General features: G+C 45.1%; 22 protein-coding genes, 1 riboswitch and 1 other annotated feature. Of the genes, 14 read left to right on the forward strand and 8 right to left on the reverse strand.

The features are described from left to right. Window positions 1-244 precede the first annotated feature (244 nt). Together FFM70_RS06705 and FFM70_RS06710 are read right to left on the reverse strand one after the other, a co-directional pair. A complete protein-coding gene (locus tag FFM70_RS06705) occupies window positions 245-2,044 on the reverse strand; it encodes an oleate hydratase (protein WP_137616075.1) in 1,800 nt (599 codons plus the stop codon). A gap of 123 nt (window positions 2,045-2,167) precedes the next feature. Beyond that, a complete protein-coding gene (locus FFM70_RS06710) occupies window positions 2,168-2,722 on the reverse strand; it encodes a TetR/AcrR family transcriptional regulator (protein ID WP_137616076.1) in 555 nt (184 codons plus the stop codon). An 885-nt stretch (window positions 2,723-3,607) separates the two neighbouring features. After that, window positions 3,608-3,652: riboswitch (PreQ1 riboswitch) on the forward strand. A gap of 23 nt (window positions 3,653-3,675) precedes the next feature. Here FFM70_RS06710 and FFM70_RS06715 point away from each other — a divergent pair. From FFM70_RS06715 to FFM70_RS06725, 3 genes are all read left to right on the forward strand, one after another. After that, on the forward strand, window positions 3,676-4,665 hold the full coding sequence (locus tag FFM70_RS06715; RefSeq protein ID WP_137616077.1) for a nucleoside hydrolase: 990 nt from the start codon (window positions 3,676-3,678) through the stop codon (window positions 4,663-4,665). Next, window positions 4,662-5,210: an ECF transporter S component gene (locus FFM70_RS06720; protein ID WP_137616078.1), complete on the forward strand. Its 549-nt coding sequence runs from the start codon at window positions 4,662-4,664 to the stop codon at window positions 5,208-5,210. Before FFM70_RS06715 ends, FFM70_RS06720 begins: the two co-directional genes overlap by 4 nt. Window positions 5,211-5,314: 104 nt before the next feature. Then, entirely contained in the window at window positions 5,315-6,067 is a 753-nt protein-coding gene (locus FFM70_RS06725; RefSeq protein ID WP_137616079.1) for a MerR family transcriptional regulator, read from the forward strand. Between the two features lie 71 nt (window positions 6,068-6,138). On the opposite strand, the gene FFM70_RS06730 is transcribed toward FFM70_RS06725, so the two are convergent. Together FFM70_RS06730 and FFM70_RS06735 are read right to left on the reverse strand one after the other, a co-directional pair. Then, the gene (locus FFM70_RS06730) at window positions 6,139-6,813 is read right to left on the reverse strand and encodes an ABC transporter ATP-binding protein (RefSeq protein ID WP_137616080.1); all 675 of its coding nucleotides are present in this window, start codon (window positions 6,811-6,813) and stop codon (window positions 6,139-6,141) included. Window positions 6,814-6,827: 14 nt separating this feature from the next. Then, window positions 6,828-7,895: an ABC transporter permease gene (locus FFM70_RS06735; RefSeq protein WP_137616081.1), complete on the reverse strand. Its 1,068-nt coding sequence runs from the start codon at window positions 7,893-7,895 to the stop codon at window positions 6,828-6,830. A gap of 186 nt (window positions 7,896-8,081) precedes the next feature. On the opposite strand from FFM70_RS06735, the gene FFM70_RS06740 reads away from it, so the two are divergent. The 3 genes from FFM70_RS06740 (at window position 8,082) to FFM70_RS06750 (ending at window position 11,299) form a co-directional block, all read left to right on the forward strand. Then, a complete protein-coding gene (locus FFM70_RS06740; RefSeq protein ID WP_137616082.1) occupies window positions 8,082-8,597 on the forward strand; it encodes a YagU family protein in 516 nt (171 codons plus the stop codon). A gap of 654 nt (window positions 8,598-9,251) precedes the next feature. Continuing rightward, window positions 9,252-10,553, forward strand: a complete 1,302-nt coding sequence (locus tag FFM70_RS06745) for a cation:dicarboxylate symporter family transporter (RefSeq protein WP_137616098.1) — start codon at window positions 9,252-9,254, stop codon at window positions 10,551-10,553. 65 nt (window positions 10,554-10,618) lie between these two features. Beyond that, a complete protein-coding gene (locus FFM70_RS06750) occupies window positions 10,619-11,299 on the forward strand; it encodes a DUF554 domain-containing protein (RefSeq protein WP_137616083.1) in 681 nt (226 codons plus the stop codon). A gap of 378 nt (window positions 11,300-11,677) precedes the next feature. Here FFM70_RS06750 and FFM70_RS06755 read toward each other — a convergent pair whose 3' ends face one another. Next, entirely contained in the window at window positions 11,678-12,181 is a 504-nt protein-coding gene (locus tag FFM70_RS06755; protein ID WP_137616084.1) for a YueI family protein, read from the reverse strand. 102 nt (window positions 12,182-12,283) lie between these two features. After that, on the reverse strand, window positions 12,284-13,621 hold the full coding sequence (locus FFM70_RS06760) for a sensor histidine kinase (protein ID WP_171002319.1): 1,338 nt from the start codon (window positions 13,619-13,621) through the stop codon (window positions 12,284-12,286). Between the two features lie 195 nt (window positions 13,622-13,816). Here FFM70_RS06760 and FFM70_RS06765 point away from each other — a divergent pair, with 195 nt between their 5' ends. Both FFM70_RS06765 and FFM70_RS06770 read left to right on the forward strand, forming a co-directional pair. Beyond that, entirely contained in the window at window positions 13,817-14,389 is a 573-nt protein-coding gene (locus FFM70_RS06765; protein ID WP_137616085.1) for an NAD(P)H-binding protein, read from the forward strand. Window positions 14,390-14,537: 148 nt separating this feature from the next. Further along, the gene (locus FFM70_RS06770; protein ID WP_137616086.1) at window positions 14,538-15,308 is read left to right on the forward strand and encodes a C39 family peptidase; all 771 of its coding nucleotides are present in this window, start codon (window positions 14,538-14,540) and stop codon (window positions 15,306-15,308) included. Between the two features lie 62 nt (window positions 15,309-15,370). On the opposite strand, the gene FFM70_RS06775 is transcribed toward FFM70_RS06770, so the two are convergent. Next, window positions 15,371-15,610 (reverse strand): helix-turn-helix domain-containing protein, encoded by a 240-nt coding sequence (locus FFM70_RS06775; protein WP_137616087.1) that lies wholly within the window; start codon window positions 15,608-15,610, stop codon window positions 15,371-15,373. A 115-nt stretch (window positions 15,611-15,725) separates the two neighbouring features. Here FFM70_RS06775 and FFM70_RS06780 point away from each other — a divergent pair, with 115 nt between their 5' ends. From FFM70_RS06780 to FFM70_RS06790, 3 genes are all read left to right on the forward strand, one after another. Beyond that, the gene (locus tag FFM70_RS06780; RefSeq protein ID WP_137616088.1) at window positions 15,726-15,926 is read left to right on the forward strand and encodes a helix-turn-helix domain-containing protein; all 201 of its coding nucleotides are present in this window, start codon (window positions 15,726-15,728) and stop codon (window positions 15,924-15,926) included. Window positions 15,927-16,348: 422 nt separating this feature from the next. Then, window positions 16,349-17,908 carry a GH25 family lysozyme gene (locus FFM70_RS06785; protein ID WP_223877452.1) on the forward strand — a complete coding sequence of 520 codons (1,560 nt, stop codon included), beginning with the start codon at window positions 16,349-16,351 and terminating at the stop codon, window positions 17,906-17,908. Window positions 17,909-17,923: 15 nt separating this feature from the next. After that, window positions 17,924-18,589 carry a hypothetical protein gene (locus tag FFM70_RS06790; RefSeq protein WP_137616089.1) on the forward strand — a complete coding sequence of 222 codons (666 nt, stop codon included), beginning with the start codon at window positions 17,924-17,926 and terminating at the stop codon, window positions 18,587-18,589. Window positions 18,590-18,649: 60 nt separating this feature from the next. On the opposite strand, the gene FFM70_RS06795 is transcribed toward FFM70_RS06790, so the two are convergent. After that, the gene (locus FFM70_RS06795) at window positions 18,650-19,090 is read right to left on the reverse strand and encodes a MarR family winged helix-turn-helix transcriptional regulator (protein ID WP_137616090.1); all 441 of its coding nucleotides are present in this window, start codon (window positions 19,088-19,090) and stop codon (window positions 18,650-18,652) included. Window positions 19,091-19,245: 155 nt separating this feature from the next. On the opposite strand from FFM70_RS06795, the gene FFM70_RS06800 reads away from it, so the two are divergent. From FFM70_RS06800 to FFM70_RS06810, 3 genes are all read left to right on the forward strand, one after another. Further along, window positions 19,246-20,634 carry an MFS transporter gene (locus tag FFM70_RS06800; RefSeq protein WP_137616091.1) on the forward strand — a complete coding sequence of 463 codons (1,389 nt, stop codon included), beginning with the start codon at window positions 19,246-19,248 and terminating at the stop codon, window positions 20,632-20,634. Window positions 20,635-20,671: 37 nt separating this feature from the next. Next, window positions 20,672-20,872: a binding site (T-box leader), on the forward strand. 54 nt (window positions 20,873-20,926) lie between these two features. Then, window positions 20,927-22,183 carry a tyrosine--tRNA ligase gene (tyrS, locus tag FFM70_RS06805; RefSeq protein WP_137616092.1) on the forward strand — a complete coding sequence of 419 codons (1,257 nt, stop codon included), beginning with the start codon at window positions 20,927-20,929 and terminating at the stop codon, window positions 22,181-22,183. Window positions 22,184-22,350: 167 nt separating this feature from the next. Beyond that, window positions 22,351-22,863, forward strand: coding sequence for an ECF transporter S component (locus FFM70_RS06810; protein WP_137616093.1), 513 nt, complete (start codon window positions 22,351-22,353; stop codon window positions 22,861-22,863). Window positions 22,864-23,412 lie beyond the last annotated feature (549 nt).

Genomic DNA, 23,412 nt, shown 5'->3' on the forward strand with positions numbered 1-23,412 from the left:
CCGAATGAGCTGGCTTAGTGCCAATGTGGGCAGATGATGATTGGGCTTACATTTTGGGTTGAGTCGGCTAGTCGATACTTCTAATTACAACTCATAGAATAGTCTCATTAATGCCAAAATACTATCTTATTTGTAAAAATAGTTCTGGCTGGACGTCTAAAAAAGGGCTCAAAAAACGTGAGCCAACCGTTAAGTTAGCCCACGTTTGGGGAGTTACTAATGATCATTAGACGTCGAGTAACAATTATTTACTACGGGGTGCTGCTGGGTGTAAAACCGCCGCTTTAGTCGGAATGGTTTGATCACGACCGAGGTACATTTGATAGAACGGTGGGACGTCGTTGATAAGCTTGAGCAAGCCGGCCTCGAGTTCTGGCAGCTTGGCTGGGTCAAGGGCAGGCAAGTCACTCGCTTGAATGTCGCCGTGAATCCCAGCAAAGCGCTTAACGCGTTCTAACAAGTAGCGAATGTCATAACGTGACGTGTTGACTTCAATGACATCTTTTTCTAAATGTAGGAGGCCATAGACGGCTTCCATCCCAGTCCGAACGGAAGTTTCAACGGTGAAAACTACGTCATCATCGATTTCAACAAATTGGCCAAGCAACGCTAAGTTGGTGCAGCCAGCTGGAATGACTTTTGGCCGATCGCCGAGTTTCCGTGGCATGAATTGGGCGGTACAGTATGGCATCATGGCGGTCGACATGTAGGTGTGCGCCAAGACTTCATCCTTAATGTCAAGCATGCCTAAGTGATAGAGTAACTCGGTCATGATTTCATCACCGGTACAACCCCACATCCGTTTCTTGATGTAGTTCCCAATATTTTCACCGTAAAGCCCATAGCCCCAGCCAACTTCTTCATCGTCAGCTTGGTAAGGGAAGAATGGCTTGTGATGAATTTCGAAGGACATATCCCAGCTGGAATCTTTGAAAGTCATCAAGCCACCAGTCCCAGCAGGACTACCAGAGAGCCGTTCGATGCGTTTGAAGAATTCTGGATAACCTTTAACTGTTGGGAAGAAGGAGATCCACTTAGTCTTATCGATTTGACCCAAGAATTTCTCAGGATGACCGAATTTTCCATCCTTTTTAGCGAGATTCTGCCAAATGGTGAAAGTCCCCATATCCTTAGTATCCCGGTTCGTTTCAGCAACGGTGTGGTTGTCGCCAAAGGTACTGTTTTCACTAATTGAGCCCGTGGTGACGAAGACTAAGTCCTGGCTGTTGACGCCGACCGTGGTTGGTTCGCCATGTTGTTTAGCAATGATTCCGGTGACCGTGTCGTTGGCATCGTCAAGTTGCAGATCAGTCACGGCAAAATCGTTCACGAAGCTGACGCCTTGATCGATCAACCAGCGTTCGATTGGTAAGATGATCGCATCATATTCGTTATATTTAGTATGAATAAAGCCTTCCAAATATTCGTGACGAGTGATGAAAGTGAACCGTTGCCAGTAACGCCGGCATTCAATCACACTGTGATAGTCTTTGAAAGCTAATTGACTGTGGAAACAAGTCCAGAAGTTAGTTCTGAAGAAGTCGGCGTCGAAAAAGTCATCCAAGCTCTTGTCGGCCAGCTCTTCTTCACTGGAAGCAATGATTTGACGCATTGCTTCGGCGTATTGTGGCGCTAATTTGTAGTCGTGGTAGTGGCTGTCGATTTCGCCTTGGTTGATGATGACCCGTGCTTCACTATGAATGGGTTCGTCACGGTTGAAATCCACGACATCGTCTAAGACACTGCGGCCAGGATTTTCGAGTGATGGAATTTTACTGCAGAGATACCAGAGACATTCCATGTAAGGTTCCAATTCGCGTTCAGCCCGGCAAAGGTAACCGGCAGCGCGCTTCGTGCCATCCATCGAACCGCCCATGACGGGTTTCTTTTCATAAATTGTCACGTTGCGAGCAGGCATTTGAGCGTCGTCAATTAAGAAAACGGCGGTGGCTAAGCCAGCAATCCCACCACCAACGATATTGGCGCGGCGGTCGTCGATGCCAGCCGGTTTGAGTGGACGATACATTGTTTTATAAATGTTCATAATAATAGCCTTCTTCATGAAATAGATTTATTGCTTGTTATTACAATAAAGCGGTTACGCGGCTGAAACAATTGACAAAAAAAGCGGACTGTCAAAATTTTGACAGTTCGCAAAAATTGTAAATTATTCGGCATAAGTGCTAAGAGCTTTTTGAAAATCACCTTGAACGAGTACCCCAGTTTGTTCGACCATGTCGTGGGGATCGTCTTTGAAGCCATCCTTGACCCATTCAAAAATTAAGGCAATGAAAGCCAAGGTATAAAAATGGGCGATGAAGTGTTTATGTTTGTCGGCAACGCGCATGCCCAACGCTTGGCGATTGACGACTTTGATGATGTATTCATAGAGGACCGTGTAAATATATTTTTCCAGTAAGTCGCGATAAGCCGACTGGTAGGTGTTCATAACTAAGTATTGATTGGCTTGAATATCGGCCATGACATTTAAGAATCCTTGTTGCCAGTTATCATAGTCGGCCACGTTGGCGAGTGCGCGGGCAGTCGCTTCCTTGGCGGTCCATTCTACAAGCTCGTAAATGTCCGCAAAATGATTATAAAAAGTTTGGCGGGTGAGGTCACAGTCAGTTACGATAGCTTGAATCGTAATTTTATCGACTGGGGTTTGTTGTAATTCAGTCACGAGGGCGGCGGCTAATTTTTCTTTGGTTTTTGATGTCATTTTGCAGTCCTCCTGAATGAGTTTGTAATCGCATTGTTAAAATTGTATTGGAATTGTGCATAAATATAACTGAAAAAGCACTGGATCATCCCGCAGTTATTCCTAATCCGGCTATGAAAGATAGTTGATCATTGCCGCTTCCGGTTGTTGTTGATGACATGCGGCCGAGGGACCGGAAGCCTTGCACAACCCGCAAATCTGGTCCGTGGTGTAAGACCGGAAAATCGCCGGTCAAATGCCACCCACATGGCCGATGCCATCAACAAAAACGGATAGCTGGTCAACTGCTTTGACTGATTCGTCAATTGTTTAAATTTTGAGAAGTCAATCAGAATTGGTGTACCGTTTCGGCAAGATTGGATTCTGTCTGACTGGTGATTCGTATGAAATTGTTTAGGCGTAACTAACACTAGCATTACTGGATTAACGGGTATTTTGACACCTTCAGCCTTTAATGTTTTAAATAAATTAAGGCTTAATCAATCAGATTTCGCAAGTCAGCTTACCAGCCATTATGTCTGAAAGTGGCCGCATCCGTTATACAGTAGTGGTTTACAATGCTGAATCAAGCCTTGACAGTTTACTAGCGCAGGTTGGGCGAGATGAGGCTCAGTGGTGAAATTTTACTTGGCCGAGTGGGTTACTCGACCTAGTAAAAGCCCAGCTTTCGAGACCGCATTTTGGCTCGAAAATGTGGCCACCACGTTCCATCCTCATCTCGCCCGACCGTAGCGGCAACGAACCACACACTAACCGCGTTCAAATCGTAATGCGTCCTATTATAGCGTTTTTTCAAACATTCGACGAGAAATTTTTGTGAGTGATGTTAATTCCGGCCGGGGTTCGTTATAATTAAACTTGCATTTATGCAATCGGCGGTGTGCCGCTGGCCTGGTTCGTAAACTTCCCAGGATAAAAAACCAAGAACTTCACGATTAATCGGAGGTAGGAAAATGGATGCAACAAGAAACGTCATCATCGATTGTGATCCGGGTATCGATGATAGTTTGGCGCTGTTACTAGCGCTGAATGCCCCAGAATTAAATGTGGTCGGGATTACGACCGTTTGTGGGAATGTGCCCACCCATATTGGCGCTGAAAACGCGTTAAAGGTGTTAGCTTTGGCAGATCGATTGGATGTTCCGGTCTATTTAGGCGCCAATCGACCGTTAAAAGTGGACTATGTCAGCGCGCAAGACACGCATGGCGAAGATGGGCTCGGTAATAGCCATCTGCCTGCCGTGACCACGGTCCATGCCGGGCAAGATGCCGTGAGCTTTATTCTCGATACGCTCGATGAAGATCCCACTACTTCGATTTTGGCGTTGGGACCGCTGACGAATATTGCGGAAGCCTTGCAACGTGACACGGCCGCATTTGCCGCCGTTGACCAATTTGTGCTGATGGGTGGCAACTATAAGAGCCATGGTAACTGTTCACCAGTCGCCGAATATAATTTTTGGTGTGATCCGGATGCGGCTAAAATGGTATTTGACCTGATGCCGGTGCCGATTCACATGGTTGGGCTGGACGTCACGCGTCAAATCGTGCTAACGCCTAGTTTATTAGAATATATGAAAGATATTAACCCTGAAATGGGGAGCTTTATTGAAAAAATCACGCGATTCTATTTTGATTTTCACTGGCAATATGAGCGCGTGATTGGTTGTGTGATCAATGATCCTTTGGCTGTCGCTTACTTGATTGATCCAACAATTTTGACTGGCTTTGAGGCCTACACGACTGTCGTGGCGACGGATGATGTGGCCCGGGGTGAATCAATGGTCGATGATCATCATTTTTGGCATCGTTCGCCGAACAGTTTTGTCAGTACCGATGTTAACGTTGAAGCCTTTTGGCGCTTGTTCTTAACGCAAGTTTTGGGGGCGACTGAACCTGACTTGACGACGACTTTGCACCAATTATTGGCGGTGGGCGCATGAAAAAGATTAGCACGCGGACGGTCACGTTACTTGCGCTCTGTATTGCGCTAAATGTCGTTGGTGGCAACATTGCGTTGATGTTGAAGTTGCCCGTTTACTTAGATTCGATTGGGACAGTTTTGGCGGCGGCGGTATTTGGACCGCTTGGTGGGATGCTTGCTGGTGGGATGACCGGTCTACTGATGGCGACGACTGACCTGTACTCGCTGTTCTTTATGCCCGTGCAATTGTTGACTGGGCTAGTCGCTGGTCTGTTGTACCGGCGGTTTAAACCAGCCACGTTTAAGAACAATTGGTGGTTGGCGTTGGCGATTTCCTTGCCAGGAACGATCGTCAGTACCATCATTACGGTGATCTTATTTCACGGGATTACCTCATCGGGGTCCAGTATGCTCGTCCAAGTGTTGCTGGGCACGGGGATGAGTAAGCCGCTAGCCGTGTTCTTGATTCAAATCGGGACAGATTATGTGGATCGTTTCTTAACGGTTTACGTCGTTGCGCTAGTTTATCGTGCAATTCGCTATAAATTACCACAAGCTAATTGAGGTTGTTTGACGCTCATTTTTGGGCGTCTTTTTTTGAAAATTTTTCCTTGACCCTCACGCCACGTCAGCCCTTAAACTCAAAAGTGTTGAAAGGAGATTTTTTGATGGCTTATCAAATCAAGCAGTTAGCTGAACTAGCCGGAGTCAGTGTCCGCACTTTACGCTATTACGATGAAATTGGCTTATTACCACCAGCCTATGTTGGTGAGAATGGATATCGCTATTATGAAACGGCCCAGGTGGATCAACTCCAACAGATTCGGTTGTATCGGGCGATGCAAGTGCCGTTAGCTGAAATCAAGCCACTACTAACCCAGTCACCCGCGCAGACCGTGACCGCGTTAAAGCATCAATACCAACAGTTATTGGCTCAGCGCCAACAACTAGACAACTTACTCACCCTGATTCAGACTACGATTAAGACGCAAGCAGGAGGAACGCAAATGACCGATGCAGAAAAATTTGCCGCTTTTAAACAACAAAAACTTAACGAAAACGAGCACAATTACGGTGCAGAACTTAGGCACAAGTACGATGGGCCAACATTGGCGGCCGCAAATGAGCGTTTTTCGAAGCTGTCGCAGGCCGATTACACTGCGATGCAAGCAATCGAAGCTCAGCTGCTGGCGGACCTGAAGACCCGGCCGGCTCTGGATAGTCCGCTGGCTCAACGTATTTATGACGCGCATAAACGGTGGTTGCGTTATAGCTGGTCAAACTATTCCGCTGAGATGCACCGCAATCTAGCCGCCATGTATCAAGCAGATGAGCGGTTTCAAAGTTATTATGATGATCGTGCGGGGCAGGGGGCGGCGGCGTTGCTTTGCCAAATTATTGACCGTTATGCCCAGGACTGATTGAGATACCAAAAGATGGCGCCAAGCTAGCAAAAAACTGCTAACTTGGCGCCATCTTTTAGGTTGAAGCATTAGGCTTGGCGCGTCATAACGCCGTCTTCGATGCGATAAACCACGTCACAATGGCTAATTAAGCGTTGGTCATGCGTGACCATTACGATGGCCTTATTGTGTTGATGGGCTTCTTTCGCTAGGCGTTCGACGACATCGATTGATCGCGGCGTGTCTAAGCTAGCGGTCGGTTCGTCGGCCAGAATAACGCTTGGATCATTGTAGAGCGCCCGGACGATTGCGACCCGTTGGCGCTCACCGCCAGATAACTCGTTGGGATAGGCGGTGGCTTCTTCGCTCAAAGCTAGTTCAGCTAATAGTTTTTGGGCACGTTCCTTTTGAAATGGCCGCTTTGCCATTTTATCGACGAGTTTCAATTGTTCGGTGACGTTCAAAAAGGGAATCAAGTTTGAACTTTGTAAAATAAAGCCAATCTCGTTAAAGCGATAATCGAGGCGCGCTTTTTCAGTTTGGGTAGCTAATTCAGTGCCGTTCAGTAACACTTGACCACTTGTGGGTGTCTGTAACCCGGCCGCAATGGTTAGAAAGGTACTTTTACCAGAGCCAGATGGCCCAATAATGGCAACGAATTGACCGGCGGCAACCTCAAAGTTTGCGTCTTTTAGCGCGGTCACGGCGGTATGGCCGTGGCCGAATTCTTTATTGATTTGTTTTAAAGCTAAAACTGCTGTCATAGAAATTCCTCCTTTTAACCGATAGCGATGGCGGGGTCAATGTTGGCAACGGTCCGCCATGAAAGTAGGGCACCGATGACTGCCGCGGCGAGTAGGGCCAAACTATAGCCGCCGAATTGGGGCCAGTTGATGACGAACGGTAGGCCAGCTGGCATAATTTGCGCGAGACTGACTGTAATTCCTAAGCCAATGACGATGCCAATCACGGCCATGGCGATACTTTGAGTGAGCAAGGCCGCTAGAATATGTTTTGTGCCAATGCCTTGAACTTTCAAGACGCCAAAGAGGGCTTGCTTTTGTAAGGTTAGCACGAACATAAAGATCCCGATGATGGCCAATGCGATGGCAAATAAGAAGTAGATCATCGTGTTCAACGTTAATTGTTCGGCGCTGTAGCCGGGTAACTTATTGATAAAGGTGGCCATCGTTAAATGCTGAAGACCGCCGTGGTTTGACTGTTTAAAGGCCCCATTTTTTGCGACGAAGCCATTGATTGTTTGTTGATCGCCACTAGTGACGGGCATGTCTTTCAACCGATTTAAGGTTGCCACGTCGGTGTAAACGGTGGGCGCAATCATATAAGTGCTGCTGGCGTAGATTCCCACGATCTTAGCCGTCTTTTTGGTTGTGCCTAAGCGTACCCGTTGACCAAGTTTATAACCGTCAGCTTTTAAACTGGCTGAAATGATTAGTTGGTTTTTACCGTTGATACGATGTCCGCTAGTGATTTTAGGCATGATAAAGCCCTTGCGGCTAGTGGCCAGCGCACTCACGTTAGTCTTGTGCGCATTTTTAGTGGTGCGCAAAGTACCGGAAAGCGTGGCTAAAGGTGCAACTTGATTCCCCTTAATATATTTCTGGTCGGCTAATTTGACTTGGGAAGCTGATAACGTTTCGTTCGCATTTTGATTTAAATACACATCGCTCGCTTGCCAGTTGTCAATGGCTTCGCGATTCCCGTTGGAGAGGCCGTTAGCTAGTCCAGCTAACATGAAGACCACCAGGGAAATTAATAATAAGACCCCACTGAGTAAGCTATAACGCAGCTTTTCGTGGCGCATTTCTTTGAGTCCTAAATACATAATCGGTGCCTCCTTTTTAATTTCACTTATCGATTGATAAACGAATAACGAAAGCATAGCATCAAATGTGGCGGCTGGCAAGTCATAATATTATGAAATTTATGATTTGATCGAGATGAAATCATTTCGATTCTAAGGAAAAGGCTGGTATGATTAGCTTATTCAAGAGAGGCAGGTTTTTAAAAAATGGCAAAAAAAAGTTTTAACCATCAGGCAGCTATGGTTGCTGGAATTACGGGTGGCGTGATTTCTGGTTTAGTCAAATTAGGTTGGGAAAATATCTTACCCCCACGGACAGCGGCACGGGATCAAACGAATCCACCACAGCAGTTATTGCAACAAGTTGGGATTCCCGCCAGTGTGACCCATGCGACGTATACGTATTCTGGGCACGAATTGCCAGCCATGAGTTATATGATGCATTTTGGTTTTTCGACCACGTTTGCCGTGGCGTACAGTTTATGGGCTCGCAAGCATCCAAAGGCTAAAGCTGGAAGCAGTGCTTTGTTTGGGCTGGGGATTTTCGGAGCTTTCCATCATATGATTCTGCCAGCATTAGGCACAATTCCTCGCGCCAAAGACCAACCAGCAGAAGAACACATTTCAGAAGCCATCGGGCATGTGTTATGGATGTGGACAGCTGATTGGGTAAGTGCGACGGTTTATCAACGGCTAACAGCCAGCAAAAAGTCAGCTAAGTAGCTGTACGTTTTGTTGCCACTCTGGTTGGCCCCCAAATGGCTGGAACGTGGTGGCCACATTTTCGAGCCAAAAAGCGGTCTCGAAAGCTGGGCTTTTACTAAGTCGAGCAGCCCACTCGCCTAAGTAAAATTTCACCACTGAGCCATTTGGGGGCCGCCTGACGTTATATGACTGGTCGTTTACAATTAGCAGAAAATAGGGCCTTATAGGCTATCTAGCTGAGAGGTTGGCGGTAAAATACTAGAACGCCTTGAGCTATTTTGAAGCCAAAGGGCAGTCTTAAAAACTGAAATTTTAGGTCGCAATCTATCGGCTAAAATGATTTTTTTCGTAGGTTGATTGAATGGCTGATTAGTTATTTAACGCCGGGCGGTCCAGAATTGGCTCAGTGGTGAAGTTTATCTTAGGCGGATGGTTTTTCCGTCTTAGATAAAGCCCGGCTTGTGAGACCGCCCTTTGGCTCACAACCGTGGCCACCACGTTCCAGCCAATTCTGGGCCAACCAGAGTGGGAACGAACTAATTCTCTGAGTAATTTCTAATTCTTTTCTCATTTACGAATAATTTGTGCTAAAATGTTAATATTGTGTGGCAATTTTGGCGAAATTAGCCATAAATGGGAACGGAGAGATTGATTTTGAAGCAAGAAACGCAAATGAAAACTTATCATCACTTACGCCTGAGTTTAGGCTGGCAGATTTTGATTGGGTTGGTTTTAGGCATTATTTTAGGTGTGGTTTTTTATGGTAACAAGACCGCGATTACGGCAATGCAAAATATTGGGACGATGTTCATTAGCTTAATTCAAATGATCGTCCTCCCAATCGTGGTTGCTTGTCTGATTACTGGGATTGCCAATATGGGCGACTTGAAAAAGCTTGGCCGAATTGGTGGTAAGACAATTATTTATTTCGAAATCATGACGACGATTGCGATTGGTCTTGGGTTATTGGTCGGAAATGTGTTTCATCCTGGTGATTACATCAATATCCATCAGTTGCATTCATCGAATATCAGTCAGTACGTGGCGACCGCGAAAACGGTCTCGCATAATGGCATTTGGTCAACTGTGATGGGCATTATTCCAACCAACGTCTTCAAGTCCCTCTCAGCGGGGGACATGATTCCCGTGATTTTCTTTGCCGTTTTCTTTGGGTTAGGAACGGCTGCCATTGGTGAGCAGGGTAAGATTATCTTGGACTTCATGAATGCGGTCGCCGAAGCCATGTTTAAAGTGACGAATTGGGTCATGCATACCGCGCCAATCGGGGTCTGTGCACTGATTGGCGTGACCGTGGCAGAGATGGGACTCAAGGCGTTAGCACCACTGGGGTATTTTATCGTGCTGGCGTATGCCACGATGGCAATTTTTATTGTCGTCGTCATGGGCGTGGTCGCGCGGCTGTTTGGCCTTAATATTTGGCACTTGCTACGGGTGATCCGCGATGAAATGATTCTCGGTTTCTCGACCGCGAGTTCCGAAGCGGCCTTGCCAAAAATTATTGATAAAATGGGGAAATATGGTGTCAGCCAAGGGATTGTTTCCTTCGTTGTGCCGACGGGCTACACGTTTAATCTTGATGGTTCGGCCATTTATCAATCATTAGCGGCACTGTTTTTGGCGCAAGCGTATGGGATTCATTTGTCGCTGAGCCAGCAAATCACGTTACTAATTGTGTTGATGATTACGTCCAAAGGGATTGCCGGCGTCCCCGGCGCGTCGTTCGTAGTTTTACTGGCGACGATTTCGTCCATTGGTGTTCCAGTGCAAGGCTTGGCCTTCATTGCCGGAATTGACCGATTAGTTGATATGGGTCGAACCGTAGTCAATGTGGTTGGTAATTCACTAGCCGCAGTCATTATCGGTAAATCTGAACACGAATTTGATCCAAAAATGGCGGATGATTATTTAGCTGAAATCAAGGCTGGACATCATGCTGCAGCAATTTCAAAGTAAAAAACTAAGTTTCATTAAAAAGGACTGACTAAATCAGTCCTTTTTTAATGGGTTGGAGGTAAGTGATGATTGGCACATTTTTTAACGTTGGGATGATTTTAGTCGGTTGTACGATTGGCAGTTTATTTAAAAAGGGCATTAAGCCTGCTTATCACGATATTTTGATGCAAGCATTGGGACTCGCGGCGATGTTGATTGGGATTAATGCAGTCGTGCAGCGGATGCCTCAAAGTAAATATCCGGTGCTATTTATTGTGAGTCTTGCGCTCGGTGGGCTGATTGGCCAAGCCTTGGATCTGCAAGGGCATTTCGATAAGTTGGTTGGTAAATTCTCAGGTGGTAATTTGGCGGAAGGGCTCGCCACGGCCATTTTGCTCTATTGTATTGGGTCGTTGTCGATTTTGGGACCAATTGAGGCGGCCTTAAAGCACGATTACACGTTCTTGTTCACGAATGGCATGTTGGATGGGATTACGTCAATTGTGTTAGCCTCGACGTTTGGCTTCGGGATTGCGATTGCGGCCGGGGTGCTATTTGCGTGGCAAGGCTCACTCTATGTTTTGGCATTAGTTTTAAAAGGCGCGCTGAGTACGACGATTTTGACGGAAATTACGATTGTTGGGGGAATTTTGATTCTTGGCTCTGGTCTAGGGCTATTAAACATCAAGAAAATCAACACGCTGAATTTATTACCAGCATTAATTGTGCCACCAATCGTTATTAGCATTTTACAGCTATTCCACTAAACTTTGAGAGCGATTAAATCGTCAATTCTGAGCTTGGCGATAACTAGTCAGTTTATATTTTGATGAACAATGTAATCATATTTTGGATTGTTTGGATGGACTTTAAGAAAAATTACTTATTTATTTAGACGCTGCTGTCTAGCCGGAAGTTGCCACTGATTGCATCGGTCGTGAAGGTGGCGTTTGGTCGGTGTGCTGCCGGCCTTACGCCACGGACCGGCCGGGACACTTGCGGTTTTGGCAAGGGTTCCGGGCGAGGGTCAAGACGTTTCTCAGGCTTGACCCGGTCCCAGGACCGCATGTAATCAGTGGCGACCGTAGGCGAAAAAGACAACATAAAAAAGCTGACTACCCGCAAAAAGGTGGTCAGCTTTATTTTTAGTTGAGATGATGGCGTTGGCGGAATTCACGCCGATTGCGTTCAAGGTGCTGATGAATCCGATCCAATAGTAATTGTTTCGGTAACGCGGACGTGGTCGGCAAAGGTGCCAACGGGAACCGGTCATCAATGTTGATGGTGGCTGGTGAGATGGCCATTGGTGCAGCCAACGCAATCGCTAAACTATCTGGTTCGTGTTGGTAGAGCAAGTCGTTACGAATTGCAAATTTTAGGTTAGCTTGATTAGCAAGTTTGATGTATCGGTCCAAAATATCTTGATCCAGTAAGCCATGTAGAAGCAACTGGTAGTTTGGATGGGCAGTAATCTCCGTTTGTAACTCCGCAGAGTAATCACGTAAGAGCGCTTGTGTAAAAGTAATGCCGAGATCGATACGTTCATGAAAAGTGCCAAGATTTCGGTGTTGTTCATCTGGATGTAAAACTGGTGTCCCGAACATGGCTGATTGTAAATGTTTGTCCATTTCGTCTTCGGATTGTGACATGGATTCAGGTCCTTTCCAAAGAGTGGGTAACCGCTACCACTCGAAGTATACCTTTAATTGTAGTAGAGAAATAAATTTTAGCAAATTAAGATTTTCTAAAGGCTATTTTGCCTTATGAATGGTTAAGGTGGCTAAGAAAGTCCCATCTTGAATCTGGTAGCCGACTTGAACGTGTTTGCTGGCCAATTGTGAGATGCTACTGAGTCCATAGCCTAAATGGCCCGGTTTAGTTGTAAAGCGACTTTTCTTAATGCGGGCTAAATTAATGGTCTCACCAGCAGGAACTTGGTTTTTGACGTTGAAAGTGACGTCGCCTTGCTGTGTCTGAGTCACGGTCAAGTAAACTTGATGGTCAACTTGAGCGGCGGCATCGATGGCATTATCCAGCAAGTTTCCCAGAATACGGACGATGTTGACATGGGCCGCTTCTGGTAAGTCGATTGGTTGCAACACTGTTAATTTCAATTGGACGTTGCGAGAGGCCGCAGCTTCGTATTTGGAATAAATCAACCCACTCAGCGCTGGTACGTGTAGATGACGAAGCTGTTCGGGACCAATGTCAGTCGTCAGATTTTCACCACTCGCCATAACTTCGGTTTCAAAATAATCCTTTAAGCCACCCATATCTTTGGTCTGGATATACTGGGACAAGCTTAAAAGAATGTTTTGATAGTCATGTTTAAATAGGTGTAGTTGTTGATTGCGGTGTCCGAGTAGTTCGTTATAGTTCGACATTTCGCTCAAAAGCTGGGCGTCAGTTAAACGACTATTTTTATTATTCACGACGTAGAAGACGATAATGCCAAAAATAATGCTTGAGGCACTGGCCACGTAGGTTTGTGAAATGACGGAAAGCTCCAAAACGTAGGCATATGCGCCTAAGTAAAGTGCATAACAGAGCAGGACTAGGAGATAGTCGCTGCGATCGATTTTGGCATGTTGGAAAAAGTCAGCGGCCGATGATTTGACCATAAAACTATGGGCAATCAAACCGATGATAATCATGATGGGTAAGCAAATAATTACGGCGCCGAATAAGTTAATATTAGCCGATAGATTATGTAAATCGATGGCTTGGCGGAGTTGCATCGGGGCGCTTGAGGACATGATCCATTTTAAAAAGCTACCGGCCATCCCACCAACGAGCCGTTTAATAGCATTTAAAAAAATAGCAATAGGCAGCGTTAGAATCCACTTGGTATAGAGCAAGCGGGCGCTCATGATGGTATTGACCACCGTAATTGGGACGATCCAGAAAAAGACTAGTGGCACTTGTGGCCATTGGGCGGTCGCAATTTGGCCGAAAACGCCAAAGAAAATGACGAGGGCTACCCAAACGGCTGAGAGTCGCCAAGTTAGAAACTCACGAAAGGCAATCATCATAATTAACATTTCATAGCCCCCAGAAAGCAGTGAGAGCGCGTATAGCAAGGCTTCCATTTAAACACCTCATTAATTGGATTTTAAAACACTTTTTAGTTAGTTAGTTCACCTTATTATCATAAAACACTTTGTAACCGATGCTACCATTAATTTTGCAAAAAACACAAAATAATCAGTTTTAGGCTTGCCTTCTAGTAACTCGAAGCTGATAACCTCTTCTTATTGAGATCAACAAAAAGGTGAGGATTAAAGATGCAAAACATTTTAGTGGCGGGTCACTTATCAGTGAACCAATTGAAAACAGTACTAGCGGCCGTCAAACAGACGCCTGCGAGTCGCTTAACGGTCTATGCACCAGCAAGTGAGCGACAACTTTGGCCTGAGACCATTACCTTTATTGCGGGTGAGTTAACCGATCAAGCTGGACTCACTGCAGCACTTTTAGATCAAGATTTAGTTTTGGCACAACTAGATTCTAATGCCTTGATTGCCCAAACTCAATCATTGCGCGTTGCGATGACGGCGACTAAGACGACAATGCTCGTGGTAACGATGACTGACAGTGTTTTGTCACTGACTCAGGTACCAGTTAAGTGGTATCGTCAGCGTCAACAACGAACAAAATTAGCAGCCATTCGGACGGTTGAACAATTGCTACAAACGAGCAAATTGGAATTCACTTTGATTGCAGGCCAAACTGCGGCCGATACGATGATCTATAATCGTGCCCTTAGTCAAAGCTGGATTACCGCTGTGCCAGCGCGGCGGCAATTGGGCTTAAATGATTATTTGGCAATTGATTTTACGCCGGTTGTTGCAGCTTAAAGCGAAGTTTCTGAAGGGCCACATTTTCGGTATCCTTATTAATTATTTAATGTTATGATTACTGGCGATGAACTGTAACAGTTTACACAGGTCCAGATAGTTATTGATGGAAATCATACATATTTTGTTGGAGATAAGGAGTAGGAGTATGCCAAGACATTATCGGCGACGTCGTTTATGGCCGACAGTAATTGTTGTTGCTGCTATTTTAGGAGTTGTCGTTTTTTCAGCCACCCAAGTGTCTGATTGGATTGAAGCGTCATTTACGACAACGACGCAACAAGCTGCGAAGGCCAAAAAGGCTAAGTCAAAAAAGAAAACGGTTAATCAGGTTAAATTGAACGTGCCACTGGTCGAACAGATGGCCGAACCACGGTTATATAATGGCTGTGAGGTCACTTCATTAACCATGTTACTTAACTATTATCATATTAATATTGATAAAAATGCACTGGCCGCCAAACTCACGAGTGTGCCACTGACTTATGACAATGGGGAACACGGTAATCCTAATGTGGGTTTCGTCGGTGACGTAACCGGAGCGAATCCTGGGTTGGGCGTTTATCACGGTCCAATTACGACATTGGCCAAAACGCAGACCAGTCATGTTAAAGATTTGACTGGATCGTCTTTTGATCAAGTGATTGCGCAACTGGAAGCTGGTCGCCCTGTTTGGACCATCACGACCGCTTCTTTTGCGCCGGTCAGCAGCATGCAAGATTGGCAAACGCCACAAGGCACAATTAAGATTACTTATGATATGCACAGTGTGGTGATTGTTGGCTTCAACCGAGCTAAAAAAGTCATCTATCTAAACAATCCTTATGGGCATAAGCAACAAGCTGTGGATTGGTCAGATTTCAAGGCTGCGTATAATCAAATGGGCAAACAAGCGGTTGTTTTAACCCTGAAACATTAAAAGAACCAATTAAGTTTAAAAGCACCGTCAAGTTAATGAAAACTTGACGGTGCTTTTTTAGGTTACCGAGTCTTATAACGTTGACCGGTTTGGGCAAATTCTTTAACGAGCGAATCTAAACTCAGGTCAAAAAAACTAGCTAAGGCGAATAAATGGTTGATTGAGATTGAGTAGCCATTTTCATAGCGCGACAACATGGAAGTTGAGATCCGAACGTGATAGGTTGCCGCAATTTGTCGAGAAACCGCTGACAGAGTCAGGTGTTTCTGAGCGCGTGCACACTTTAACTTTTCTGCTAGCATCCAGTTCCACCTCGGTAACTATTTTACCCATATTTTTGTGAAAAGCCACAGTTAGTTATTGATGAAAGCGATAAACTGGTGTAATATTCCCTTATGGGGAAAAGGAGGAATTATCATGAAGCCTGATAATGATGTCTTATTACTGGCGTATTTTAAGCAGAATCATATCACCCAAAAGAATTTGGCAGATTCAATTGATCGTAGCGTAAATACTGTTTGGAATAAGCTACATGGGCGTTCTAGTTGGAGCATCGTGGAAGTTCAAAAATTACACGATGACTTTGGTGTCCCGACACAATACTTTTTTCATGATTAAGTAAATCACAGCAGCGGCTGGGGAACTGTTGTCACTTACAGCATCGTTTGGAATTATCGGCAGGGATAGTAATGGGAGTTCGCGATTGTTGATCGTGAGCTTTTTTTGGCATATTGATAAGTGACTTAACAATCTGGTGTGTGGTTCAGAAACGGTGATTTGAAAAGTTTCCATTGTTTTAGGGCATTAGCCGTAACCGTTAATAATCTGTAACGGAATTGAAACGAAAATGACGCCGGTTTTAAAGATAGAACGCTTATGATGAGGTCAGTTGAAAAACATTATTATTTTCCAATATAAAAATGGTAAAATAACTCATGTCGGTTGACTATTTAAGGCAGGTTGTTTAAAAAAAATTGAATTGATTGTTAAGTCGTTGTGACGGATGTTTGATGGCGTACGGTATGGGAGAGGGCCTTCACATGAAACAGTCAAATTGGGGATTAATCGGCTTAGCTGGGCTGGTTGCGGCACTGGGATTATTGATGCCGCTGAAAGGTCAAGCAGCAACGTTGGCGATTCCGGATATTTCGGAATGGCAGGGGCGTTTAACGGCAACTCAGGTGCAACAAATGAAACCACATGTTTCATTTGTCATCAATCGGCGACAGTATGGTGCAAATTATGTGGATAAAGATGCGGCCAATAATACGGCGTTGTATGTAAAATATGGGGTGCCATTTGGTGAATATGACTTTTCACAATTTACCAGTGTCGCGAGTGCGCGTCAGGAAGCGCGGGATTTTTATGCGCGGTCGAATAAGGCTGCGCGTTTCTACGTTTTGGATTTTGAAGTCAATACGGTGAAATCTGGTTCGACCAACGCCGCCGTGGCTGCTTGGGAGCAACAAATGCGGGCGCTGACCACTAAAAAATTAGTCTTTTACTCTTATCAGTCGTTTGCGACGACTTATGCAAATACGTCACGGCAGCTATTCAACGCGCAGTGGATCGCTGATTACACGGCAAGAACGCCACAGATTCCGTATGCCATGTGGCAATATACGGATCATTTTTATATGGCGGGCTTGAATAAATATGTTGACAATAGTCAGGTGGCTACTTGGGTTCATCCAGTAAGCTGGTGGTTAACCACAGATACTGTCAAACCAACTGCCGTGAAGTCAGTTCGGCGGGTCATTGAGCCCAAAAAAGTTGTAATTAAGGCTAAACCGACCACGATCAAACGGGTCAAGGCTAAGCCTCATAAGGTTGCCGCCAAAAAAATGACTGCCAAGGTCGTTAAAACGGCCGTCAAGCCGCGTAAGCATGCGACGAAGAAGATCAGATTAGTTAAGCGACCACGTGTGAAGTCAGTCAAAAAGGTAGTCGTTCGACACAAAATCAATTGGGCATATAGTCAGTACATAGTTGGACAGGCAGTTAAGCTAAAGCCCAGCGCTGTTCGTTACTACGGGTCCCAGACTAAAATTGCATCAGCTGCTAAGCACCAGCTATTGAAGGTGACGGCAGTGAAAAAAGTTAAAACGTCACATTCATTGCAGGCTGTTTATGTGGCGGCATTGCATCACTGGGTCCTGGCACAAGATGTGACTGGATACTGGGTGGGGCAACATGGTGTTTATACGGTGTTACAACCATTGCGAGTTTATCGTGATGCACAGTTAAAACGGGCGACAACAACTAAATTGGCAGCTGGTCAACAAGTTACGGCTAGGCTAGTGAAAGTGGGCACAATGACCGTGCTTAAAACTCGTAACGGTTATTTAAGCGGCCAGGTCACGTCGGTAGCACCAGCAGATTTTGAGAAACTACCGGCTGATCACTGGGTACGTGCCAAAGTTAGCATCGCCCAGTATCGGCGAAGTCGGTTCACAAAGGCGAATTTGTTAAAGATGCGGCTGCGAGCAGGTCAACGAATCGTGGTGAAAAAGCTCGTTAAACGTTCAGATGGCTCACATTACTTTGTGACGTCAGCGGGGCATGATATTACAGCAAATCAAGCGCAGGTTACAACTTAGGAGGAACTTACAGTTATGGATTTTAAGCGGAAGATTAAATTAGGAATTTTTACAGCAACCGGGGCCTTAGCAATTGGCCTAGTGGCAGCACCATCAGTCAATCACGTGTTACACGCGGCTTCAGATAATGTTAGCACGGTCAATCAGACTGCCGCACCAACGACGGTCAAAGCGACTGGCCAAACCGTTGCGGCTAAGAGTGCCAGTGGGACTAAATCAAATTATAGTGTCAGCTATGTGAAAGCTGGCACGGCTAAACAAACGGCCACTTATAAACAAACTGACTATAACAGCAGTAGCGATGCGGCTGATCAAGTCAACAATTTGAAAAATGTGGATGGTCAGACGGTTAAACTGAATTCTGGTGCGACGGCCACGGTTCAAGGAACGATGGGCCGGGTCTATGTTCACTGGAACACGGGCAACTGGTCGGTTACCACGGTGGCCAATACGCAGGATGTGGCACAAAATACGACCCAATTTGCCAATCAAGTTAATTCACAACTGCAAAAGCAGGACCTAACAGCTAAAAATGTGACTAATGGTGAAGTGACGGTCTATAACCAGCCACAAGCGGATGAAGCCAATTCTGTTAAGTGGCAACAATCTGGGCAAGTCGCTCAAGTTGATGGCCAACATGCCAATACGGTCATCAAGATTGCGGCGGATGCTAAAAACTAAATAGGGCTAATTAAAAATTCACTGGTGATTTGACTTTAATCAAATAATCAGTGAATTTTTTTACGGCTTAGGGGTATTTGTTGCGGTGAAAGCTGTGCTGATTTTTGTCAAACTGTCATAAGTTAGTTGCGTATTTGCCAGTAATAGGGCTTGAATTCGCCGTTCACTGACCTCGAAAAAAGCTTCAATCTTGGTGGCGAGTTGCCGTGCTTCAGGGGTCAGCAGTAATTGTTTGTAGCGGGCGTCATTCGGAGCGGGGACGCGGATGAGTAGTTGTTTGCGGACCATGGTGGAGACTAAGCTGGAGGCGGTGGCCTTACGGATATTAAATTCTCGTTCTAAATCCCGTTGGAAAACGGCCTGAGTGTTTTCATGATTGGCAATGAAATTGATCGTACTGATCTGCATCCCAGTGAGCCCAAGCTGCTTGGCATAGTGGTCTGAGTCGCGGGATAGCGCATTATTAGCTTTTTTGATGGCGATACCGATTGAATTTTTCATGATGACTCCTCTAATAGTTCGTATTCTTACTAGGAGGCATTCTATGGCACATGGCCCTGAATGTCAATCAATAGTTTAGCCTTTCATTCTGGCAGATCTGTGCTAAACTAGTTAATTAGTTCGAACACGAACTATAAATGAAGGAGTGTTGATTCTTGACTAAAAAAGTCGATTTGAAGTTAATATTAGCCGTGATTGCCTCAGGCGGGCTATCTTTTTGTGGGGTAATCGTGGAAACTGCCATGAATATCACGTTCCCAGTGTTGATGCGCCAGTTTTCGATTAACACCGCGACCGTTCAGTGGCTAACGACGGCGTATTTACTCGTGGTGTCTATTATTGTGCCGATTTCGTCATTCTTAAAACGGCGCTTTAAAACGAAGACCTTGTTTGTGACGGCCAATCTGTTATTTATGCTGGGCCTGTTGATCGATGCGGGTGCTGGTAGTTTCGGCATGTTAGTTTTGGGACGGATCGTCCAAGGCTTAGGGACCGGGATTGCCTTGCCACTCATGTTTAATATTATTTTAGACTGGGTTCCTGATGAACAAAAAGGGACCTTGATGGGCGTCGGGACGTTAATTACAGCGATTGCGCCAGCGCTCGGACCAACTTTTGGTGGCTTAGTCGTCAGTAGTCTTGGTTGGCACTGGATCTTTATTCTATTATTACCGCTACTAGTTTTATCACTAATTCTGGGGCTTTATTCAATTCGGCAAGCGACGCCAACGACGCGTGCGAGTTTTGATGTGGTGGCCTGGATCATGGTAATGGCGATTTTTGTTGGTTTTACCTTAGGTTTTAGCAACTTGCAGAAATTTTCTCAGCAGCCATGGGTCGTGACTGGCCTATTTCTAGTGGGGGTATTGGGCCTACTTGGTTTTGTGAAACGGACCCAGGTGGCGAAACAACCATTGATCGATTTAGCCATTTTTAAGACCCACTCGTTTGATTGGCATCTGCTTGGCTTTTTTCTCGTACAAATTAATGCGCTAGGTTTGGCCTTTATTTTGCCAAATTATATTCAGCTCGTAACTGGAAAGAGTGCCTTGTTAGCGGGATTATTTGTCCTACCAGGGGCCGCTGTTGGGGCCGCATTTGCGCCATTAGGTGGCCGTATCTTGGACCGCTTTGGTGCCGCAAAGCCAATTTTGACGGGCGCAGTGATCTTAGCTGCCGCCATTGCCTTATTTACTGGCTTAGGCTTGCGGTTAACTGGCTGGTCAATTTTGGTCATTTATATTTTATTGATGATTGGTATGGGCTTAACGATGGGGAATACGATGACCAGTGGCCTGAGTCAGTTGAGTTTGGCACAACAAGCAGATGGGAATGCCGTTTTTAATACATTACAACAATTTGCCGGCGCAACTGGGACGTCGATTGTTTCCGCAGTCATGACATTGGGTCAAACGCAGGCCAGTGGTTCGCTGGCACAACGAACAGCATTTGGGGCGACGACGGCTTTTAGCGTTTTGTTGGTCCTAATTCTGATTAATTTAGTGGCGTTAACGCTAGCGATGCGGACGCGAAAACGTGATTGACATTCTTGCCGTGAGTGCTTATGATATGAGATAACAATTAAAAGTAGTGATCTTTAATAAGTAGTCGTTGACCCAACAGTTAAGCGACTCGGTGGTTGGTGTGAACCGAGCTGTGGTCAAGGATGAATTACCTAAAGTGAACTGCCATTCGGCCGGATTATTTCGTTATCAATAAATGAGAGATCATTCTTTTTAGAGTGGTAACTTGGGTGGTAACGCGAAAAAACTCGTCCCTGTTTAATAGCAGGGGCGAGTTTTTTTTATTTCGGACCTTAACTGAGGAGGAACACAGATGAACATTATTGATGATTTAAAGTGGCGCGGCGCCATTAACCAACAGACTGATGAAGCCGGCTTGAAGGAATTGACGGAAAACCAATCCGTTTCTTTGTACTGTGGGATTGATCCAACCGGTGATAGTATGCATATCGGGCATTTGATTCCTTTCATGATCTTGAAACGATTCCAATTAGCCGGGCATCATCCTTACGTTGTTGTTGGTGGGGGAACTGGTGCGATCGGTGATCCTTCTGGTAAAAATTCGGAACGGGTTTTACAAACGATGGCGCAAGTAAAGCATAATGAAGATGGCTTAAATGCGCAGATGCATAAGTTATTCGGTTCCGATGAAAACTTCTCGATCGTGAATAACTACGACTGGCTATCAAAATTATCCCTTTTAGACTTTTTGCGTGATTACGGTAAATTATTCAGCGTGAATACCATGTTGAATAAAGAGGTCGTTGCGAGTCGGCTAGAAGTCGGGATTTCATACACGGAATTCACTTACCAAATCTTGCAATCAATCGATTTCTTGCACTTATACCGTGCAGAACATGTTCAACTCCAAATCGGTGGTGCTGACCAATGGGGGAATATCACTGCCGGGACTGATTTAATTCATCGTTTGGAAGGCAATGACGCCAAAGCATATGGCTTAACGATTCCGCTATTACTAAAAGCTGATGGGACTAAGTTCGGTAAGACCGCTGGTGGTGCAGTTTGGTTGAACCCTGAAAAGACGTCACCATATGAATTCTACCAATTCTGGATTAACCAAGATGACCGCGATGTCGTCAAATACTTGAAATACTTTACGTTCTTAAGCCACGAAGAAATTGATGCTTTAGCTGAAACGGTCAAGACTGCCCCTGAAAAGCGGGAAGCCCAACGTCGTTTAGCCGAAGAAGTCACTGAATTTGTTCATGGTAAGCAAGCCGTCGTTGAAGCCGAAGCAATCACGAAAGCACTCTTTACCGGTGATGTGCAAAGCTTGAACGCTGCCGAAATCGAACAAGGCTTCAAGGGTGTCCCTTCAGCGGAAGTGACGACTGAAAAGCAGAACATCGTCTTGTGGCTCGTTGATGCGACTAAGTTCGAAGGTTCTCGTCGTCAAGCCCGTGAAGATATCAAGAATGGTGCCATTCGAATCAATGGCGAAAAGGTGACGGATGTGGATGCTGAAATTGATCCACAAGCGGCCTTTGATGGTAAATTTGTCATTGTTCGTCGTGGGAAGAAGAAATACTTCTTGGCACGCGTTAAATAGTAACTAGTTCTAATGAAACTGACGAGCCGAAAGGTAAGTCAGTTTTTTAGTCCTAAGTTTTATGTCTAAGGGCTGGGTGTTTTCAGAAAAGTGTAGTAAAATCTGATGTACAGGGGTGCTACTCGAGACAGTTGGTTGTTAAAAAACTAAAGGAGTCGTGATTAGCAATGGCAGGTAAACAATCACCACAATTTTCAACACGGATGGTCGCTGCATTAGGCTTATTAATTGCTGTCGATGTGGCACTTTCAATGTTTGTACATATCCCAGTTCCAATGACCCATGGATACGTCAATCTTTGTGATGCAGGCATCTTTATTGCCGCGTTATTATTTGGTCGGCGTGGTGGGGCAATCGTTGGTGGGGCGAGCGGTTTTCTATTAGATATGATTTTAGGTTACTCACAATACATGTTTTTCTCATTGATCGTCCATGGTTTAGAAGGCTTTATAGTTGGGCAGTTTGGGGCGAATAAGTCTAAAGGCCAACAGATGCTAGCGTTGACTATCGGAAGTGTTGTCATGGTCGCTGGGTATTTCATTTCCGATTCGATTTTATATGCGTTACCAACCGGATTAATGGGGATTCCCATGAATGCCGTTCAAGCAATCATGGGTGGCATCATTGCTTTCCCTGCTGTTTTACAGCTTAAGGATCGGGTCAAGGCTCAATTTAATTGAGTTAAAGGATTATCAAGGATCGCACAGGTGGTCATCGGTGTTCATTGCCGATGGTCACCTGTTCTTTTTTTTGCGGCTTGCATATTATCATAGAAACAACTAGTTGAGATTTTAAGCTAAAAAGTGCGCTAAGTGAGATGCCTATTGGTGTTTGAGTCTACTTGCTGTGATGCAATAATCAGGACTGAAAAGGGGCAATTTTCATAGCTGTGAAAAAAGTTATTGAAAATAGTTGACACTTTCATTTCAAATTGGTATATTAGTACACGTTGCTGCTACGGCAGGTCAGCCAAGTGCTGATGAAACGGAAAACATTATTGAAATTAGTTGTTGACAACTTCTTCAGTAATTGATATGATAGTTTCTGTTGTCGCAACGGCAACACACAGTTGAAAAAGCCCGTTAAATTCTTTGAAAAAAGTATTTGACAGTAAGCGCTTCAGATGCTATGATGATTAAGTTGTGTTGAGGTAATCAACCAACAAATTAGACCTTTGAAAACTGAACAAAGTTTCGACAAATCAAATGTGTAGGGTCTAGCAATCTTCG

This window comes from Lactiplantibacillus nangangensis (genome assembly GCF_005405065.1).
GTDB classification, from domain to species: domain Bacteria; phylum Bacillota; class Bacilli; order Lactobacillales; family Lactobacillaceae; genus Lactiplantibacillus; species Lactiplantibacillus nangangensis.